This window comes from Blautia sp. MCC269 (genome assembly GCF_018785655.1).
Lineage (GTDB): Bacteria > Bacillota > Clostridia > Lachnospirales > Lachnospiraceae > Blautia_A.
In genome coordinates, this window is record NZ_WQQE01000039.1 from 19,323 (window position 1) to 38,801 (window position 19,479).

Below are 19,479 nucleotides of genomic sequence, written 5' to 3' on the forward strand. Positions count from 1 at the left end.
TAAATAGATTACAGGAGGAAAGAAAAATGGCAGGTAAATTATACGGTGTAGGTGTAGGACCAGGAGATCCCGAACTTCTTACCTTAAAAGCACTTCGACTTGTAAAAGAGGCAGAAGTAATTGCACTTCCAGGAGAGATTCCGGAAGATACGGTAGCATTTAAAATTGTAGAGGGTGCTTATCCGGAACTTGGAAAAAAAGAACTCCTTGCAGTTCCTTTTCCAATGTCAAAAGATCCAGAAGTCCTGAAAAGTTATCACGATGCAGGTGCCGAGAAAGTAAAAGCTGTCCTGGATCAGGGGAAAGATGTGGTATTTCTGACACTTGGAGATCCAACCGTTTATTCCACCTATCTCTATGTACATCACAGGCTTGTAGCGCAGGGGTATGACACAGAAATTGTCTGTGGAATCACATCCTTCTGTGCGGTTTCTGCACGTCTGAATACCGGACTTGTGGAAAAAGCAGAGCCTCTCCATGTAATTCCGGCTTCCTATCAGATTGAGGATGCACTGAAACTTCCGGGAACCAAGGTTCTTATGAAAGCCGGAAAGAAAATGAGAAATGTAAAAGAGCAGCTTCTCGCTCAGGGTGCGGAAGCCATGATGATTGAAAACTGCGGAATGCCGGATGAAAAAATCTACAGAAGTGTGGAAGAGATTCCGGAGGATGCGGGATATTATTCTCTGATTATCATTAAAGAAAATAAAGAAAGGACACAGGAATAGTTATGGTACATTTCGTAGGAGCAGGTCCGGGAGCGTCGGATCTTATCACAGTAAGAGGAAAACAGTATCTGGAGGAAGCAGATGTAATTATCTATGCAGGTTCTCTTGTAAATCCGCAGCTTCTGGAGTATTCCAAAGATGTCTGCACCATTCATAACAGTGCAAAGATGACTCTTGAGGAAGTGATTTCCGTTATGGAAAGAGCAGAAGCAGAAGGAAAAATGACCGTTCGTCTGCATACCGGTGACCCGTGTATTTACGGTGCAATCCGTGAGCAGATGGATATTCTGGATGAAAAGGGGATTCCTTATGATTCCTGTCCAGGTGTCAGTGCATTCTGCGGAGCAGCGTCAGCACTGAATCTGGAATATACTCTTCCGGATATTTCTCAGAGTGTAATTATTACCAGAATGGAAGGAAGAACACCGGTTCCGACAAAAGAAAGTATTCAGTCTTTTGCCGCACATAACGCAACAATGGTAATTTTCCTCAGTACAGGTATGCTGGAAGAACTGAGCCGCAGACTGGTAGAGGGCGGTTACCGGGAAGATACACCGGCAGCTATTGTTTATAAGGCAACCTGGCCGGATGAAAAGAAATTTATCTGTACAGTGGGAACTCTTGCACAGACAGCAAAGGAGAACAATATCACAAAGACAGCTCTGATGCTGGTGGGAGATGCAGTAAATGCGGCACATTATGACCGCTCCAAGCTTTATGATCCCGGATTTACAACAGAGTTCCGTGAGGCTACGAAATAGAACATGAATATTTCCGTTATTTGCTTCAGTATGACAGGACTGGAGACAGGGGAAAAACTTCAAAGGGCACTGGAAAAAGAAGGAGATCAGGTTACGCTGGCAAAAAAGAGCCGTTATCTTCCGGATTCGATTTCTGTATCTGTCTCAAAATGGGCAGAGGAGCAGTTTCAGTCCGGAAAAGACGGAGTGATTTTTGTAGGTGCCTGTGGAATTGCGGTTCGAAGCATTGCACCCTATATTGCAGGAAAAAAAACAGATCCTGCTGTGCTGGTAGTGGATGAATGTGGAAAATTCGTGATTTCACTTCTTTCCGGTCATTTGGGCGGAGCAAATGAACTGGCCATCCGATGTGCGAAGGATCTCCAGGCAGTACCTGTGGTAACTACAGCGACAGATCTTCACAGCCGTTTTGCGGTAGATGTTTTTGCAAAAAAAAACGGGTGTGCGATTTTTCATATGAAGGCTGCGAAAGAAGCGTCAGCAGCACTGCTTGCAGGAGAGACGGTTGGGTTTTACAGTGAGTTTCCATGGGAAGGCGAATTGCCGGAGGGACTGATGCTTTGCGGAAAAGACGGAAGCCCCTTAAATAAGAAAGAGGATCAGACAGCTTCAGAAACAGGCAAAGTGCCGGAAACCGGTATTGCGGTGACGTTTCATAAAAGCTGTCTGCCATTTAAAAATACCGTTCACGTAGTACCACCTGACGTAGTTCTGGGAATGGGATGCAGAAAGGGTAAAGATGCTGCAACAATCCAGGCAGCGGCGGAGAAATGTCTGGAAGAAGCAGATCTGTATAAAGAAGCACTGCAGGCGGTCACAAGTATTGATCTGAAAAAAGAGGAGCAAGGTTTACTGTCTTTGGCAGAAACCTGGAACCTTCCATTTCGGACTTTTACCGAAGAAGAGCTGAGAGCAGTAAAAGGAGATTTTACTCCATCAAAATTTGTCAAAAAAATAACAGGTGTAGACAATGTCTGTGAAAGAAGCGCGGTTCTGGGTTGCGGACAGGGTACCCTGATCAGAAAAAAAACAGGCCGGGACGGTGTAACCACCGCCCTTGCAGCCGGAAATCGGAGGATACGTTTTGAGTAAAATTTATGTTGTTGGAATTGGCCCGGGAGCATACGACCAGATGACTGGAAGAGCGATCCGTGCATTAAATGAAAGCGATGTGATCATTGGCTATACTGTATATGTGGATCTTGTAAAAGAATATTTTGCAGGAAAAGAATTTATGACCACCCCGATGAAGAAAGAGGTGGATCGCTGTGTACTTGCCTTTGAGGAAGCAAAAAAAGGAAAAACTGTTTCCATGATCTGCAGTGGAGATGCCGGTGTCTATGGCATGGCAGGTCTGATGTATGAAGTGGGAGAAAATTATCCGGATGTGGAGCTTAACATTATTCCAGGTGTAACAGCTGCAACCGGTGGGGCTGCAGTCCTGGGAGCACCGCTGATTCATGATTTCTGTCTGATCAGCTTAAGTGATCTTCTCACTCCATGGGAAAAAATTGAGGCAAGGCTTCTGGCAGCCGCACAGGCGGATTTTGTAGTATGCCTTTACAATCCATCCAGCAGAAAGCGCAAAGATTATCTTCAGAAAGCCTGTGACCTGATGATGAAATACAAGTCTCCGGATACAGTATGCGGTACAGTTGCTCAGATCGCAAGAGAGGGAGAAACCGCGCAGGTTATGACGTTAAGAGAACTTCGAGACACAGAAGTGGATATGTTTACTACTGTTTTTGTGGGAAATTCCCAGACAAAGAACATAGATGGCAAGATGGTAACGCCAAGAGGATATAAGAATGTATAAAGCCATTGTTTTTGCAGGTACCACAGAAGGTTATGCACTCTGTGAGTTTCTTGCGGAAAATAAAGTTTCGGTGTATGCCTGTGCAGCTACAGAGTACGGTGGCTCTCTTCTTAAAGAAAATGAGTTCCTTCATGTCAGTGCAGGAAGGCTGAAAACAGAAGATATGGAGGAACTTTTCCGAAAGGAAACACCGGAAATTGTTCTGGATGCCACACACCCTTATGCTGCGGAAGTAACAAAAAATATCCGGGCAGCCTGTGAAAATACGGGAGTTCGTTATCAGCGGGTTCTTCGTCCAGAGGGAGAAAAAAGTGAAACGGCAGTTTATGTGGAAAGTACGGAAAAAGCGGCAGAGTTTCTTTGCGGCACAGAAGGAAATATCTTTCTTACTACGGGAAGTAAGGAACTGGCCAAATTCACAGTAATTCCGGATTATAAAGAGAGGCTTTTTGCAAGGGTTCTCTCAATTCCTTCTGTAATCAGTGCCTGCGCGGAACTTGGAGTTGAGGGAAAACATCTCATCGGTATGCAGGGACCGTTTTCGACGGAAATCAATGAAGCAATGCTGCGCCAGTATCAGTGCAGTTATCTGGTGACGAAAGATACCGGGCTGGCGGGAGGATTTCCGGAAAAAATGGAGGCCTGCCGGCGCGCAGGTGTTATTCCGGTGATTATTGGAAGACCACTGAAGGAAGAAGGGCTCTCTCTTTTAGAAGCCAGGGTTTTTCTGGCAAAATTCTTCGGGGTGAGTCTGTCACAGAAGATTTCTCTTGTGGGAATCGGCATGGGGGCAGAAAAAACGCTGACTTTAGAGGGAAAGAAAGCTTTTGAGGAGGCGGAGCTTCTGATCGGAGCCAGACGTATGACGGAAGCCGTGCAGAAACCAGGCCAGGCGGTTCTTCATGAATACCGCAGCGAAAAGATTGCAGAATATATCAAAGCACATCCGGAATACCGGACGGTTGCCATTGCGCTTTCGGGGGATGTGGGATTCTACAGCGGAGCAAAAAAACTTCTGGATCTTCTGGGAGAGGAAGTTCAGGTGATCTGTGGAATTTCTTCTGTGGTATATTTTATGGCAAAAATCGGACTTTCCTGGGATGACGCAAAGATTGTCAGTGCCCACGGAAGAGACTGTAATCTGGTCTCTCTGATCCGGAACAATCGAAAAGTGTTTTCCATTCTTGGAACCGAGGATGGAGTGGCGGCACTTGCATCAAAACTGGTAGATTACAACATGGGGGATGTGACACTTTATGTAGGAGAGAATCTTTCCTATGACCAGGAGAAAATTTTTCACGATAAGGCAGAAAATCTTACGGAATACCATGGAGATGCATTAAGTGTGGTGACAGCGTATAACGAAAATGCCCGGCCTCTGCCGGCAGTTCATGGAATCCGAGATGAAGAATTTCAAAGGGGAAAGGCGCCGATGACAAAGGAAGAGGTACGGACCGTGTCTCTTTCCAAACTTCATCTGTCTGAAGACTCCATCTGTTATGATGTGGGGGCAGGAACAGGGTCTGTATCTGTTGAAATGGCTCTTCGTGCATGGAACGGAAAGGTCTATGCCATTGAGAAAAAAGAAGACGCCCTTGCACTTCTGAAAGAGAATAAACAGAAATTTGCGGTAGATAATCTGGAGATCATATCTGGAATGGCACCGGAGGCTATGATGGAACTGGAGGTTCCGACTCATGCATTTATCGGTGGTTCCTCCGGAAATATGGATGCAATTATAAAACTTCTTCTGGAAAAGAACCCGGAAGTACGTATTGTGATTAACTGTATTACTCTGGAAACGGTTACGGAAGCCATGGAAGCCATCCGCAAATTTGATCTGGAAGACGTGGATATTGTACAGCTTGGAGTTGCAAGATCCAAATCTGTTGGAAGATACCATATGATGATGGGAGAAAACCCGATTTATATTATTTCCTGCAGTGGAAGAGGGGAGGAACCAAAGTGAAAATTCCCAGAGTGCTTCTTGCGGCAGGTGCAAGCGGAAGTGGAAAAACCCTGATTACCTGCGGCCTTCTGCAGGCACTGGTAAACCGGAATTTAAAGACTGCCTCTTTTAAATGTGGACCAGATTATATTGATCCTATGTTCCACAGCCGGGTAATCGGTACGAAATCCAGGAATCTGGATACATTTTTTACAGATGAAAACAGGACCAGATACCTTCTGGCAAAAAATGCCGCAGACTGTGAGATTGCGGTGATGGAAGGTGTCATGGGTTATTATGATGGTGTGGGTGGAACGACATCCAGAGCCAGTGCCTATGATCTTGCAAAAACTACGGATACACCGGTGATTCTGATTGTAAACAGCCGTGGGATGAGTGTATCACTGGCTGCCTATGTGAAGGGATTTCTGGAATATAAGAAAGACAGCCATATCTGTGGAGTGATTTTTAATCAGATGTCTCCGATGTTGTATCCGAGGATGAAACAGCTTCTGGAAGAAGAGCTTTCCGTAAAAGTTCTGGGATATGTACCAAAAGTGGAAGACTGTGTTATTGAAAGCCGTCATCTGGGACTGGTGCTTCCGGAAGAAATTCCGGAACTGAAAAACCGTTTACAGAAACTTGCGGAAGTTTTGGAAAAGACACTGGATATTGACGGAATTCTGGAACTTGCCCAAACTGCACCGGAACTTCAGGCACCGGATTTGAAAAAGCTGATTCAGGAAGACGCTGCATTTGCCTATCATACAGAGGAAAAAGTACGGATTGGTGTGGCAGACGATGAAGCTTTCTGCTTTTTTTATGCGGATAATTTAAATCTTCTGGAACAGATGGGGGCAGAATTGGTAACGTTTTCTCCGATCCATGATGAAAAACTTCCGGAAGATCTGGATGGACTTCTTCTTTGCGGCGGATATCCGGAACTGAACGGAGAAGCGCTGGAAAAGAATCAGAAGATGTGTTTGGCGATTCGAAATGCGATGGAACAAGGAATGCCCTGCCTGGCAGAATGTGGCGGATTTATGTATCTTCATCAGGAGATGGAGGACATGGAAGGCCATTTCCGTAAGGTCTGCGGTGTAATCCGGGGAAGATCTTTTCGGACACCCAGACTTAACAGATTTGGATATATTACTCTTACAGAAAAAGAAAATACCGGACTTGGTGAAATACCTGCCCATGAGTTTCATTATTTTGATTCCACGGACTGTGGCGCCGCGTTCCATGCGTCAAAACCGGCATCCAAAAGAGGCTGGGACTGTATCCACAAAAAGGACCGCATGATGGCAGGATTTCCTCATCTTTATTATTATGGAAATCCGAAGGTTCCGGTGCGTTTTCTGACAGATGCGCTGGAATACAAGAAAGAACGGAGGATGAAGAAAGATGTTGAAATATAGTCTTCCTGCACTGGTTATGGGATTTGTCCTGGATCTTCTTATCGGAGATCCCAGATGGCTGTATCATCCTATCTGTGTCATCGGAAATCTGATTGCGTTGCTGGAAAAAGGAATTCGCAGAATTTTTCCGAAAAGTCATGGAGGGGAACTTGCCGGCGGTTTTGTGACTGTGGTGCTGATCTGTCTGTTCAGTGGCGGAGTACCATTTCTGGTTCTGCATTATCTCTACCGTTTTTCAACAGTGGCTGGATTTATACTGGAAACTTTCTGGTGTTACCAGCTTCTTGCCACCCGCTCCCTGAAAGATGAAAGCATGAAAGTCTATGACCGTCTGAAAAATGGAACATTGGATGAAGCGCGTTATGCGGTATCCATGATTGTCGGCCGTGATACAAAAGAACTTACGGAGATCGGTGTGACAAAAGCAGCAGTGGAAACCGTGGCAGAAAATGCATCAGACGGCGTAATTGCCCCTATGCTTTATATGGCTGTCGGCGGAGTACCGCTGATGTTTTTGTACAAGGGAATCAACACCATGGATTCCATGCTGGGTTATAAAAATGACAGATATCTGTATTTTGGACGAGTTGCCGCAAAGCTGGATGATGTGGCCAATTATATCCCCGCCAGAATTTCCGGCTGGCTGATGGTAGCGGGAACGGTTTTGATAGGAATGAACACAAAAAATGCAGCCAGGATCTATAAAAGAGACCGGAGAAACCATGCAAGCCCCAACTCCGCACAGACGGAAGCAGCTATGGCAGGTGCTCTGGAAGTACAGCTTGCGGGAAATGCGTATTATTTTGGAAAATTATATGAAAAACCTACGATTGGTGATCCGATCCGCCCGGTGGAGCCGGAGGATATCAAAAGAGCCAACCGTTTGATGTATGCGGCATCTGTGCTGGGAATTCTTATATTTTGTCTGATCAGTGCAGGCATTCGTATGTTGTTTTTCTGACCGGCGCAGAAACGTTCTGACCCGGAAAAGATGCAGATAATACATAACAGACAGGAGAGGAACCAATGACAAAACACGTACATGGAGGAGATGTATACAGACATAAAGACTGCCTTGATTTTTCAGCGAATCTGAATCCTCTGGGAACACCGGAAAGCGTAAAACAGGCGATTATCGGCAGTCTGGATCATATTGCACAGTATCCTCAGGTAGGCTGTGATCTTCTTCGGGAAAAGATTGCAGAATATGAAGGCGTAAAAAAAGAAGAAATTGTCTGTGGAAATGGTGCGGCAGAAGTGATTTTTACCCTCTGCCGTGCGGTAAAACCCAAAAAGGCGCTGCTTCCCGCGCCGACTTTTGCAGAATACGGACAGGCACTGGAGAGCACGGATTGTAAACTGGAATATTATATGCTGACGGAAAATGAAGGTTTTGTGCTGGGGGAGTCTTATCTGGATATTCTTCACAAAGGACTGGATATGGCATTTTTATGCAATCCGAATAATCCCACCGGTATGCTGATTCCTCACAGGCTTCTGAAACGGATTCTGGAAAAGTGCAGAAAACTTGGGATTCTTCTGGTGGTAGACGAATGTTTTTTGGATTTTGTGAAAGAACCGGAGGAATATTCTCTGAAACGGTCACTTTCGGGATTTAACAATCTTTTTATACTGAAAGCATTTACAAAGAGATATGCCATGGCCGGCGTGCGGCTGGGATATGGGCTTTGTTCCAACCGGAAACTGATGGAGAAAATGGAACTTCATGTTCAGCCCTGGAATGTTTCCACCATGGCGCAGGCTGCGGGAATCCAGGCACTGACAGAGACAAAATATGTAGAGGAAGGAAGACAGCTTGTTTTTCGGGAGTCACAATGGCTGAAAAATGAGATGACCCGCATTGGGTATAAAGTATTTCCGTCGGAAGCAAATTATATTTTCTTTAAAGGGCCGGAAGAACTGTATGAGTTCTGTCTTCGGAAACGCATCCTGATCCGGGACTGCAGCAATTATCCGGGGCTCACCAAAGGCTTTTACAGGATTGCGGTAAAGCGCCATGAGGAAAATGTAAAACTGATCCAGGTACTTGAGGGAGGTATATTATGGCAAAAGCAATAATGGTACAGGGAACCATGTCCAATGCCGGAAAAAGTCTGCTGGCAGCAGGGCTTTGCAGAATTTTTAAGCAGGATGGCTATAAAGTGGCTCCTTTTAAATCACAGAATATGGCCCTGAATTCTTTTATTACAGAGGATGGGCTTGAAATGGGACGTGCCCAGGTCATGCAGGCAGAAGCAGCCGGGATCAAGCCATCGGTACTGATGAATCCAATTCTTCTGAAGCCAACCAATGATGTAGGTTCCCAGGTAATTGTTAACGGAGAAGTTCTTGGAACCATGAGTGCCAGAGATTATTTTAAATATAAAAAGACACTGGTTCCGGATGTAATGAAAGCTTACAATGCCCTTGCGGCAGAAAATGATATCATTGTAATCGAAGGTGCGGGAAGTCCGGCAGAGATCAATCTCAAGGATGAGGACATTGTAAACATGGGAATGGCAAAGATGGCCAAGGCGCCGGTTCTTCTTGTAGGTGACATTGACCGTGGTGGCGTTTTCGCACAGCTGATCGGTACGGTGGAACTTCTGGAAGAAGATGAAAAGGCTATGGTGAAAGGCCTGATCATCAACAAATTCCGTGGGGATAAGACCATTCTGGATCCTGGTGTTGCGATGCTGGAAGAGAGAAGCAAAATTCCGGTTGTGGGAGTGGCTCCATATTTGGATATTCAGGTAGAAGATGAGGACAGCCTTACGGAACGCTTTGACAGAAAACAGGAAGCCGGTGTGATTGATATCGCGGTGATTCGAACTCCTAGGATTTCCAATTTCACAGATTTCAATCCTTTCGAAAGCATTCCGGGCGTTTCACTTCGCTATGTGAAACATCCAAGAGATCTCCATTCTCCGGATATGATTATTCTTCCGGGAACCAAGAACACGATGGGCGATCTGATCTGGATGAGGGAAAGCGGAATGGAAGCGGCAGTTCTGAAAGAGGCTTCCAGAGGAAAGCTGATTTTTGGTGTCTGTGGTGGTTATCAGATGCTGGGAGAAACTTTAAGCGATCCTCATGGAGTGGAAAATGGCGGCTCCATGAAGGGAATGGGCCTTCTTCCCATGGATACCATATTTGCGGAAAAGAAAACAAGGACAAGGGTTCACGGACAGTTTGGACAGCTTTCCGGTGTGTTTGCACCTCTTTCCGGAGCAGAAATTGAAGGTTATGAGATCCATATGGGAGAGAGTATTCGAAAGGAAGATGCGGGTACAGCCACAAAAATTACGGACAGTGTCAGTGGTGAGACCAAAGAGGAAGGCGCTTTTTCCGGAAATGTGTGCGGAACCTATATACATGGAGTCTTTGATAAAGAGGCATCTGCAGAGGCGATTATCCGTGTGATCGGTGAGAAAAAGGGCATTGATGTGGAAAATATGACAGGAGTGGATTTTGCCGCATTTAAAGAGCAGCAGTATGATATCCTGGCGGCAGAGCTTAGAAAACATCTGGATATGAAAAAAATCTATGAGATACTGGAAAACGGGATTACGGAGGACGAATAAAAATGAAAGTTGAGCTTGAAAATGTAAAACCCATGGAGATCGAAAAAAGAAGTTTTGAGATCATTACCGAAGAATTGGGAGACACTCCTCTGATTCCGGGAACAGAGCTGATTGTAAAACGCTGTATTCATACAAGTGCGGATTTTGATTATGCAAAAAATCTCTGTTTTTCTGAGGGTGCGGTAGAAAAGGCAATGGAAGCGATCCGAAATGGTGCGTGCATTGTTACAGATACGCAGATGGCAAAAGCAGGCATCAACAAACGTGCTCTTGCGCGTTACGGCGGTGAGGCATATTGTTTCATGTCCGATGAGGATGTGGCAGCTCTGGCAAAGAAAAACGGAACCACAAGAGCTACAGCCAGTATGGATAAAGCTGCCGAGATGGATGAGAAGCTGATTTTTGCTATTGGAAACGCACCAACTGCCCTGGTTCGTCTCTATGAACTGATTGAGGATGGAAAACTTTCTCCGGAACTGATTATTGGCGTACCGGTAGGCTTTGTAAATGTGGTACAGTCAAAGGAACTGATTATGCATGCAGATGTTCCGTATATTGTGGCAAAAGGACGAAAGGGTGGAAGCAATATTGCGGCGTGTATTGTAAATGCACTGCTTTATATGATTGATAACCGAAGAGATTAAGAATGTAAAAACGCCTCCGCAACTGTTAAAAACAGGCAGCGGAGGCGTTTTTTTCCACAACACTTTTCAGAAGCTGACATGCAGGCAGGAAATCTTTTACAGGAATGGAAGAACAGGAAAGAACCAGTGTGATATCTTCCGGGGTTTCCTTCAGAATTTCCAGACGGAGGCCTTTTTCACGTGCTTTTTTTTTCAGTTCGCTGCCTGAAATTGTGCAGGGAATGGTAAGAGCCAGACTGGTTCCGGCAGCCCCTGTTTTGATCTGGCAGTCTGTACCGAAGGTTTCCCGGACAGCAGTGGAGAGGGCTTTCAGTTTCTGTGCATACAGACGGCGGAGTTTTCTTGTCTGGGAAACCAGGTGGCCGTCACGGATAAACTGGCAGAGAGCAATCTGTTCTGCCTTGGAAGCAGTCTGGTTGTAAAAGTCTGCTTTTTTTTGGTACCGTTCCCGGAGGGTGGGCGGAAGTACCATAAAGCTGACACGGATGGATGGAAGAAGAAGTCTGGAAAAAGATCCGATGTATACAACGTTTTCGCCTCCGGAAAGACCGAAAAGAGATGGTGTTGGTTTCTGCAGATAAACGAATTCATTTTCAAAATCATCTTCAATGATCAGGTGGCCGTTGGCCTGTGCATGGTGAATCAGTTCCAGACGGCGTTTTACAGTCATGATTTCACCCCATTTGGTCATATGGGCAGGAGAAACATAGATTACATCACAGTTTTTATCCCTGTAGTGGACATCAAATCCATAATCTTCAAAAATGGTACTTCCCTGAATAAAGGATGGGGTGGGAAAAGAAACGGTTTTTTGTTCCAGAAGCAGAGGGCAGAGAATCTGGAGAAGACTCTGCAGGCCTGCGCCCACAACAATATCATCCGGAGAGCAGATCACATTTCTGCGTTCCCGGATATAATCGGCGAGAACTTCCCGGAAATCTTTTTCCCCCTGGGGTTCACCGTAGGAAAGCATACGGTCACCCTGACGGAGTGCACTTTTGATGTAACGCTGCCAGAGATCGAAGCGGAAACTTTCCCGGTCTACGCCGGAGGAGGCGAAATCATAAAGACAGGGAGGGACGTCTGCCGCATGTTTTTCCGGAGCAGGAGGATGCTGTTTGGTTGCAATATCGGTAACGTAATAACCGCTCTGTGCCCGGGCGATAATATAACCATCTGCCGCAAGCTGAAGATATGCGTTTTCGATGGTGGTACGGCTCAGCTTCAGCTCCTGGGCACATTTACGGAGTGAAGGCATCTTGCTGCCCGGGAGCAGACGGTTTTCCAGAATCAGCTTCCGGTAATAATGATAAACCTCCAGATAGAGGTGTTCTTTTTTGTGTTCTACGGATATATTCAACATAGGTATGGTAATTTCCTTCCAAAAATGATTGCGTAAACCTGACAATTCATTCTATAATAATACAGAAAAAAACACAAGACTGGAGAATTATGATGAAGAAAATAGCCGTGATCAATGATCTTTCCGGACTGGGAAAATGCTCGCTGACAGCAGCCATTCCAGTAATCTCCGTGATGGGAGTGCAGGCATGCCCGTTTCCTACCGCTGTTTTAAGTAATCAGACAGGATATGAAACTTATTTCTGCGAGGATCTTACTCGGCAGATGACGCCATATATGGAACAGTGGAAAAAGCGGGGATTTATCCCGGATGGAATTTATACAGGTTTTCTCTCGGATGAAAAGCAGGCAGATAAGATCCTGAAATTTATGGATCTGTTTGCCGGTGAGGAGACATTGATTCTTACTGATCCGGTAATGGGCGATGACGGGGAAGTCTACCCGATTTATACAGAGGGACTTCGAAGCCGTTTCCGCGAACTGGTCAGCCGTTCCTATGTAATTACCCCAAACCTTACAGAGGCATTGCTGCTCCTTTACGGAAAAGAAGAAATGGAGAAAAAATGGAAAGTTCTGGAAACTATGCCGGAGGCAGAAAGGCTGGAGAAAATCCAGGAGATCGGACAGCGCCTTGTTCTTGAATTTTCTCTTTCCGCAGTGGTGATTACAGGTGTGAGTTACCGAGAAAACAGCCAGACACCGAAAATGGGAAATCTTGTCCTGGAAAAAGAGAAGGTCTCCTGGGTATTTGCCGAAAAATCCGGTGGAAGTTATTCCGGAACCGGAGATCTTTTTGCGTCAGTGCTCAGTGCCGGGCTGGTGAAAGGATATTCTATGGAAACCTGTGCACATATGGCGGTGGAGTTTATTTCCACATCAATCAGAGACGCAGTATCAGAAGGAACAGACCGTAATGACGGGGTATGCTTTGAAGCGCATCTAGGTATGTTACTTTCATAATAAAGAAAAGGGGAAAAATCATGATTTCAGCAGAAGAACAGAAAAAAGTAATTGCTCTTGTAAAACAGACAAAAGAACTGATTTTAAAAGAGATGAATAACGAAGAAGTAATGGTAAAGGGAGCTGCTAACTATGTGACAAATGTGGATCTGGCCGTGCAGAACTTTCTGAAAGAGGAACTTGGAAAAGCATTTCCGGAGATTTCCCTGATCGCGGAAGAAAAAGAAAACCTGGGACTTTCCAGAGAAAAAACTTACTGGATTCTGGATCCTATTGACGGTACTACAAATCTTATTCTGGATTTTCATATGAGCGCAGTTGCATTGGGACTTTATGAAAACGGTGAGATTGTTTTCGGTATTGTATACAATCCGTTTTCCGATGAACTGTTCCACGGAGCCAAGGGAGAGGGCGCTTATCTCAATGGAAAGAGAATCCATGTATCCGATACCGAAGATTTTGGGGATGCGGTAATTTCCTATGGCTCCACTCCTTACACAAAAGAAGAAGCAAAAAATCTTTTTCCGATTTTTTATCACATCTTTATGAAATGTGCGGATTTCCGTCGTACCGGATCTGCAGAACTCGATATGTGTTATGTTGCCTGTGGAAGGGAGCATGGATATATTGAACGTGACCTGAAACCCTGGGATTATTCTGCGGGAACCATTATTCTTCGTGAAGCAGGCGGTATTGTGAAGAACTGGAAAGGCGAGGAACCGTCCTATCTGAAAAATGAGGACATCCTCGCCTGTGCGCCGCAGTTTGCGGAAATTCTTCTAAAAGAATTATAATTTATTTTTTTGTAACCGATTTTTGTGTTCAAAAAGGGAGATCAGCAGCGTGAGCAGGATTCCGGAAACAGAGAGAAGAATTCCGGCGCGGATTCCCGGGCAGATGTAACGAAGCTCGATCTGGTTTTTCCCTTCTGTCAGAGGAATAGAATACATGCAGTCATCCAGAAGGCCGGCAGTAATCTGCTGGCCGTTTCTGTATATTTTCCAGCCTTTGTCGTAAGGGATGGATAGATAAAGCAGGGAGCTGGAATCAGCAGCAGTACAGGAAACGGAAACATGCCCGTTTTCCAGCTGGAACTCTTCCACAGCTCTGCCTGAAATCTCCTTGGAAACAGCGGCAAGGGCATCCAGATCCAGCGCGTAAAACTGTTCGCCCCCATCCCGGATGAAATATCCATTGTCTGAATGGATGGAAACTTTTGCATAAGCGGCTTCGGAAGCTGCTGGAATATAAAAAGCTGAGGGACTGAGCCACCAGGAATAACGGCTGATATAGGAGTCATTTACATTTAAAGAAGCATTTTCCATAGGGGAATCCCAGGGTATGTTTCCATATAGTGCGTAATTTCCCTCTGGAACAGAAAGGGTGTATACCTGGTCAGTGCCGGAATCGGAATCTCCTTTGGAAGAACAGGTATAGGATAACGGCCGATACAGAGAAACCGGATGTCCGCACAGAATGCTGTACAGATAATTCTGGTATACAAACGGGTCATCGGTCTGCGGAGTCTGTATAGATTCCGAATTGTCATGATAGAGAAAAGCCATCGGCAGTGCAGACGGGTTACAGTATACGGACTTTCCGTTTTCCGCCTCTATAGAATCCAGTTTTGTCAGTCCGTTAACGGGATAGGCAGACAAGGTATATTTTACTCCCAGCAGAGCATCTGCAGCAATGACAGGAGAGTTGGTAATGTTCATATTCAGACCGTTTTCACGGTAACCGATACGTTCCAGAAATTCTCTCTGCGTATCGTCCGGGGAGGAAGTATAACCGGAAATGGAACGGTAATTATAAGCCAGAGCTTCGTTATAATTTGCAGTTGCACCGTCAGTGTACTGAATCTTTGTGGAAGTCTGTGAAATCCGGTAAATGGAACTGTCCGATTCCTTGATTTCGCCGATCTGTTTCTGGGAACCCAGAGAATAAGCGGTGTACTGGCTGTTTTCGTCAGCATGGTAATCATTCATCAGAAAGCTGGCGTTAACTGCCAGTTCTGAAAGGATGATTCCTGTACAAAGCAGAGTGATAACTGCTTTTTTCCATGATTTGAAATTCCGGCTGTACATAAAAAGTCTCACAGAAATCAAGGTAACTGCAGCGTAAAAAACGGTCAGATAGATTTTTGATGTATGTTCACCGGGGTGAATATTATCCAGAAAAAACAGAAGAACCGAAAAAATGATCCATCCTCTGGAAAGAAGAACTGCGGTATGGTCATCCAAGTAAATCAGATAAAAACAGGCAGCCAGAAAGATCAGAGCGGCAATTCCCACATAGGAATATCTGCACCAGTAACTTTCCACAGTTTTGAACAATGAAAATACCATATAAAAAGGTTTCCAGTAAAAAATCAGTGCTATGACAGCAAGAAAACAGGCCAGCATACTTTTTTTCTGTGCAGATAACGTAGAAGAAAGAAAAAGGGCAATAACCGCCAGGATTACCAGAGTACCACAGAACAGAGAAGTACTGTTTGGAGTACTGTGCGCGCCCAGGTGGTAACTTTCCAGAATGGTGGGAAGCTGTCCGACGAAAGAAAAATCCTTCAATGCTGCAAGGTCCAGAGAACCACGGTTGGAATTTCCCATGGCAAGTACAGTGGGTAAAAACAGAACCGCGCTGCACATAAGCCCCAGAAACATAGAGAGGCCATAACGGAATATCATGACCAGGGCTTTTCGTGGAATATGGCTGTATTTTCTTGATGATCCCAGAAAATATAAGGCAAGTTCAAAAAGAAACCACAGGGCGGAAAATACACAGTTGATACCACCGCTGTACCAGTTAAAAAGAATCGACAATGCCACCCAGACAGAAAGCTTCCAGATGGATGATCCATGTATGATCTGATAGGTTCCCAGAAGAATCAGCGGAAGAAGATAGACACCGTCAATCCACATGATATTACTGCTCTGGGCAATGGTATACTGGCAAAGACCGTAACAGCAGGATAAAAGGACAACAAAAAAAGTTCTTGCAGATTCCGTGTTTTCTGTCAGATATTTCCGGAAGCGGTTTACAAGAAAAATACTGAAGGTCATGGAAGCCAGAGATAATTTCAGCAGTACCAGGATGTCAAAAAATGAATGGAGATTTTCTTTTGGAAAAAAGACACTCAGAAGCATAAACGGGGAGGAAAGATAATAGCTGAAAACAGCGATATTGGTACCTCCCAGTGTTTTTCCAAATGTATAAAAAATGCTGTTTTTCTGCGCCAGAACATCCTTGAAATAAGCATAAAAATCCAGATACTGAATGCTGGCATCATCCACAGCCAGTGATTTGTTGCCAAAAGGGGCATAGCCACAGGTGATAAATAAAATCAGTAAAACTGCAAAAGTAAGACCAAATGCAGAAAAATAAATGCGCTTCTTTTTCACAGGTTCCTCCTCCGGGATGATTATAACAGAGCTGGCCGTCAGGCCAGCTCTTCCCATTTTTCATAAAGTTCTTCCAGTTCTTCCGAAATGGCAGCTTTTTCACGGCTTAATTTGGTACATTCTGCCACGTTGGTGCAGACATCCGGGAGAACCATGGTATCGTCAATTTCCTTATCTCTTGTTTCCAGTTCCTCAATGCGGGCTTCCACTTTTTTCAGTTCTGCTTCCCGTTTTCGTTTCTTCGCCTGTTCTTCTTTCATCTGCTGCCAGGAAAGTTTGTTTTCGGAAACCGTTTTTTCTTCCTGAGGGGCCTCGGGAGAATCAATTCCCGGAGCATAGGCGCTGGTCAGTTCTTCTTTTTTCTCCAGATAGTAATCATAATCGCCAATGTAATTGACCACAGCCTGATTGGTAAGTTCCATGATCCTGGTTGCGGTCTGATTGATGAAATAACGGTCATGGGAGACATAAAGGACAGTACCGGTGTAACTTACCAGTGCTTCTTCAAGGATTTCCTTGGAAGCGATATCCAGATGGTTGGTAGGCTCATCCAGAATCAGGAAATTGGCTTCGGAGAGCATCAGCTTGGCAAGGGAAACACGGCCTCGTTCTCCACCGGAAAGTGCGGAGATTTCTTTAAATACATCGTCTCCGGTAAAAAGAAATGCTGCAAGCATATTTCGGATTTCGGTCTCTGTAAGAGTCGGATACGTATCGGAAATCTCCTGGAAAATAGTCTTATCCATATGAAGAACATGATGTTCCTGGTCATAATAACCGATCTGCACCTTGGAACCAAGAGAAAATTTTCCGGCATCTGCTTCGAGAAGACCATTGATAATTTTCAGCATGGTAGTTTTGCCGGTTCCGTTGTTTCCGATCAGTGCCACACGTTCGCCACGTTTGATATCAAAAGAAATATCGGAGAACAGAGTCTGTCCCGGAAATGCCTTGGAGAGTTCCTCCACATGCAGGACATCGTTTCCACTTAATACACGGGGTTCCAGGGAAATCCGCATACGATCCTGAATTTCCAGAGGTTTTTCGATACGCTGTACACGATCCAGCATCTTCTCACGGCTTTCGGCACGTTTGATAGATTTTTCTCTGTTAAAGGACTTCAGTTTGGCAATGACTGCTTCCTGATGTTTGATGTCTCTCTGCTGATTTAAGTATGCCTTGTACTGGGCATCGCGTAGCTGGGCTTTTTTAAGAGCATAAGCAGAGTAGTTTCCACTGTAGACACGGGTCTGTCCGGCCTCAATTTCCACTACCTTTGTGACAACTTTATCAAGGAAATAACGGTCATGGGAGACAATAAATACAGCTCCCGGATAATTCAGAAGGTAGGTTTCCAGCCATGAGATACTTTCCATATCCAGGTGGTTGGTAGGCTCATCCAGAAGCAGGATATCCGGTTTGGAGAGAAGCATCTTGCCAAGGGCAACACGGGTTTTCTGCCCTCCGGAAAGCGTCTCGATCTGTTTGTCAAAATCCTCTTCTGTAAAACCAAGACCCTTTAAAACACCGGTCAGTTCACTTTTGTAGGCATAACCGTTTTCCAGTTCAAACTGATGGGTAAGACGGGTGTAAGTCTCCATCAGACGGTTCAGGTCCTCGCCCTGTACATGGTTCATTTCCTGCTCCAGATTACGGATGCGGCGTTCCATATCAATGATGTGCTGCTTGGTAGTAAGAAGTTCTTCATAAATTGTATGGTGCCCGTGAATGTCCTGATACTGGGCCAGATAGCCGATATTTTTGTCACGTGCAAGAACAACATTGCCGGAGTCAGCGGAAATTTCCTGCATGATGATCCGAAGAAGGGTTGTTTTTCCTGCACCATTGCATCCGATAAGGGCCGCTTTTTCCCGGTCTTCAATGTGGAAGGATGCGTCATTTAAAATTACTTTTTCGCCAAAGGCTTTGCATATATTCTGACATGATAAAATCATAAAAACTGTCCTCCTGTATAAAGAATTGTCTCTGTCTGGTCATAAAACAGGGAAAATCCTCCACCTATTATAACGGAAACCGCCAGGATTTCAAAGAAAAAATCATTTTTTTAAAAAAATATGAAGAAATTTGTACAGAACTCACAACTTTAATTGACAGGAAAATGTCAATTCGGTATAATTAACCTAGTGTAAGGTAAGGAGGAGAACTATCGTGGAGACAAAACAAATCTCGAAAGCGGTGATTAAGCGTCTGCCACGCTATTACCGCTACTTAGGAGAGCTGATGGAAGACAATGTGGAGCGTATTTCTTCCAATGAATTAAGTAAGAAGATGCATACCACAGCTTCCCAGATTCGTCAGGATCTCAATAATTTCGGCGGTTTCGGGCAGCAGGGGTATGGCTATAATGTACATTATCTTTATACGGAAATTGGTAAAATTCTCGGATTGGACATCGTTCATCCGATGATCATTTTAGGTGCCGGTAATCTGGGACAGGCACTTGCCAATTATGTGGACTTTGAGAAACGTGGCTTCAAACTGGTGGGAATTTTTGATGTAAATCCTGTGCTTGAGGGTATTGCAGTCCGCGGACTTGAGATTCAGATGCTCAGTGAACTTCCGTTTTTCCTGAGAGAAAATAATGTAGAGATTGCAATTCTCACTCTTCCGAAGAACAAAGCCAAAGAAATGGCAGATATTCTGGTGGAGAACGGAATCAAAGCAATCTGGAATTTTGCACATCTTGATCTGGAGACACCGGATGATGTAATTGTGGAGAACGTGCATCTTTCCGAAAGTCTTATGACACTGTCTTATAATCTGAGTAAATACAGGCAGGAGCATGTGGAAAAGTAGAAAGTGTTAAGCTGCCGGAAACGGCAGCTTTCTCTAT

16 protein-coding genes are annotated in these 19,479 nt (G+C 44.9%); 13 read left to right on the plus strand and 3 right to left on the minus strand.

Annotated elements, in window-relative coordinates:
- Nucleotides 1-26 precede the first annotated feature (26 nt).
- The 10 genes from cobI (at nt 27) to GPK88_RS12905 (ending at nt 10,902) form a co-directional block, all read left to right on the plus strand.
- Nucleotides 27-728 (plus strand): precorrin-2 C(20)-methyltransferase, encoded by a 702-nt coding sequence (cobI, locus tag GPK88_RS12860; RefSeq protein ID WP_148448040.1) that lies wholly within the window; start codon nt 27-29, stop codon nt 726-728.
- A 2-nt stretch (nt 729-730) separates the two neighbouring features.
- Nucleotides 731-1,489, plus strand: coding sequence for a precorrin-4 C(11)-methyltransferase (cobM, locus tag GPK88_RS12865; protein WP_148448038.1), 759 nt, complete (start codon nt 731-733; stop codon nt 1,487-1,489).
- Between the two features lie 30 nt (nt 1,490-1,519).
- Nucleotides 1,520-2,581: a cobalt-precorrin 5A hydrolase gene (locus GPK88_RS12870; RefSeq protein WP_252197772.1), complete on the plus strand. Its 1,062-nt coding sequence runs from the start codon at nt 1,520-1,522 to the stop codon at nt 2,579-2,581.
- On the plus strand, nt 2,574-3,305 hold the full coding sequence (gene cobJ / locus GPK88_RS12875) for a precorrin-3B C(17)-methyltransferase (RefSeq protein ID WP_148448034.1): 732 nt from the start codon (nt 2,574-2,576) through the stop codon (nt 3,303-3,305). Before GPK88_RS12870 ends, cobJ begins: the two co-directional genes overlap by 8 nt.
- Nucleotides 3,298-5,274 (plus strand): precorrin-6A reductase, encoded by a 1,977-nt coding sequence (gene cobK / locus GPK88_RS12880; protein ID WP_148448032.1) that lies wholly within the window; start codon nt 3,298-3,300, stop codon nt 5,272-5,274. The genes cobJ and cobK overlap by 8 nt, the downstream gene beginning before the upstream one ends.
- Nucleotides 5,271-6,674 carry a cobyrinic acid a,c-diamide synthase CobB gene (locus GPK88_RS12885; RefSeq protein WP_148448030.1) on the plus strand — a complete coding sequence of 468 codons (1,404 nt, stop codon included), beginning with the start codon at nt 5,271-5,273 and terminating at the stop codon, nt 6,672-6,674. Before cobK ends, GPK88_RS12885 begins: the two co-directional genes overlap by 4 nt.
- On the plus strand, nt 6,661-7,635 hold the full coding sequence (cbiB, locus tag GPK88_RS12890; protein WP_148448028.1) for an adenosylcobinamide-phosphate synthase CbiB: 975 nt from the start codon (nt 6,661-6,663) through the stop codon (nt 7,633-7,635). The genes GPK88_RS12885 and cbiB overlap by 14 nt, the downstream gene beginning before the upstream one ends.
- A gap of 65 nt (nt 7,636-7,700) precedes the next feature.
- A complete protein-coding gene (gene cobD / locus GPK88_RS12895; protein WP_148448026.1) occupies nt 7,701-8,753 on the plus strand; it encodes a threonine-phosphate decarboxylase CobD in 1,053 nt (350 codons plus the stop codon).
- Nucleotides 8,738-10,258 carry a cobyric acid synthase gene (locus tag GPK88_RS12900; RefSeq protein WP_148448024.1) on the plus strand — a complete coding sequence of 507 codons (1,521 nt, stop codon included), beginning with the start codon at nt 8,738-8,740 and terminating at the stop codon, nt 10,256-10,258. The genes cobD and GPK88_RS12900 overlap by 16 nt, the downstream gene beginning before the upstream one ends.
- Before the next feature lie 2 nt (nt 10,259-10,260).
- A complete protein-coding gene (locus GPK88_RS12905; protein ID WP_148448022.1) occupies nt 10,261-10,902 on the plus strand; it encodes a precorrin-8X methylmutase in 642 nt (213 codons plus the stop codon).
- 25 nt (nt 10,903-10,927) lie between these two features.
- On the opposite strand, the gene pdxR is transcribed toward GPK88_RS12905, so the two are convergent.
- Nucleotides 10,928-12,265 (minus strand): MocR-like pyridoxine biosynthesis transcription factor PdxR, encoded by a 1,338-nt coding sequence (gene pdxR / locus GPK88_RS12910; RefSeq protein ID WP_148448020.1) that lies wholly within the window; start codon nt 12,263-12,265, stop codon nt 10,928-10,930.
- A gap of 89 nt (nt 12,266-12,354) precedes the next feature.
- Between pdxR and GPK88_RS12915 the strand changes: the two genes are divergently transcribed.
- Together GPK88_RS12915 and GPK88_RS12920 are read left to right on the plus strand one after the other, a co-directional pair.
- Complete coding sequence (locus GPK88_RS12915) at nt 12,355-13,224, plus strand: pyridoxamine kinase (RefSeq protein ID WP_243278968.1); 870 nt, start codon at nt 12,355-12,357, stop codon at nt 13,222-13,224.
- 20 nt (nt 13,225-13,244) lie between these two features.
- On the plus strand, nt 13,245-14,018 hold the full coding sequence (locus tag GPK88_RS12920; protein WP_148448017.1) for an inositol monophosphatase family protein: 774 nt from the start codon (nt 13,245-13,247) through the stop codon (nt 14,016-14,018).
- On the opposite strand, the gene GPK88_RS12925 is transcribed toward GPK88_RS12920, so the two are convergent.
- A complete protein-coding gene (locus GPK88_RS12925; protein WP_173761728.1) occupies nt 14,013-16,625 on the minus strand; it encodes a YfhO family protein in 2,613 nt (870 codons plus the stop codon). The two genes, GPK88_RS12920 and GPK88_RS12925, sit on opposite strands and share 6 nt — an antisense overlap.
- A gap of 38 nt (nt 16,626-16,663) precedes the next feature.
- The gene (locus GPK88_RS12930) at nt 16,664-18,580 is read right to left on the minus strand and encodes an ABC-F family ATP-binding cassette domain-containing protein (protein WP_148448013.1); all 1,917 of its coding nucleotides are present in this window, start codon (nt 18,578-18,580) and stop codon (nt 16,664-16,666) included.
- 214 nt (nt 18,581-18,794) lie between these two features.
- Here GPK88_RS12930 and GPK88_RS12935 point away from each other — a divergent pair, with 214 nt between their 5' ends.
- Nucleotides 18,795-19,442: a redox-sensing transcriptional repressor Rex gene (locus tag GPK88_RS12935; protein ID WP_148448011.1), complete on the plus strand. Its 648-nt coding sequence runs from the start codon at nt 18,795-18,797 to the stop codon at nt 19,440-19,442.
- Nucleotides 19,443-19,479 lie beyond the last annotated feature (37 nt).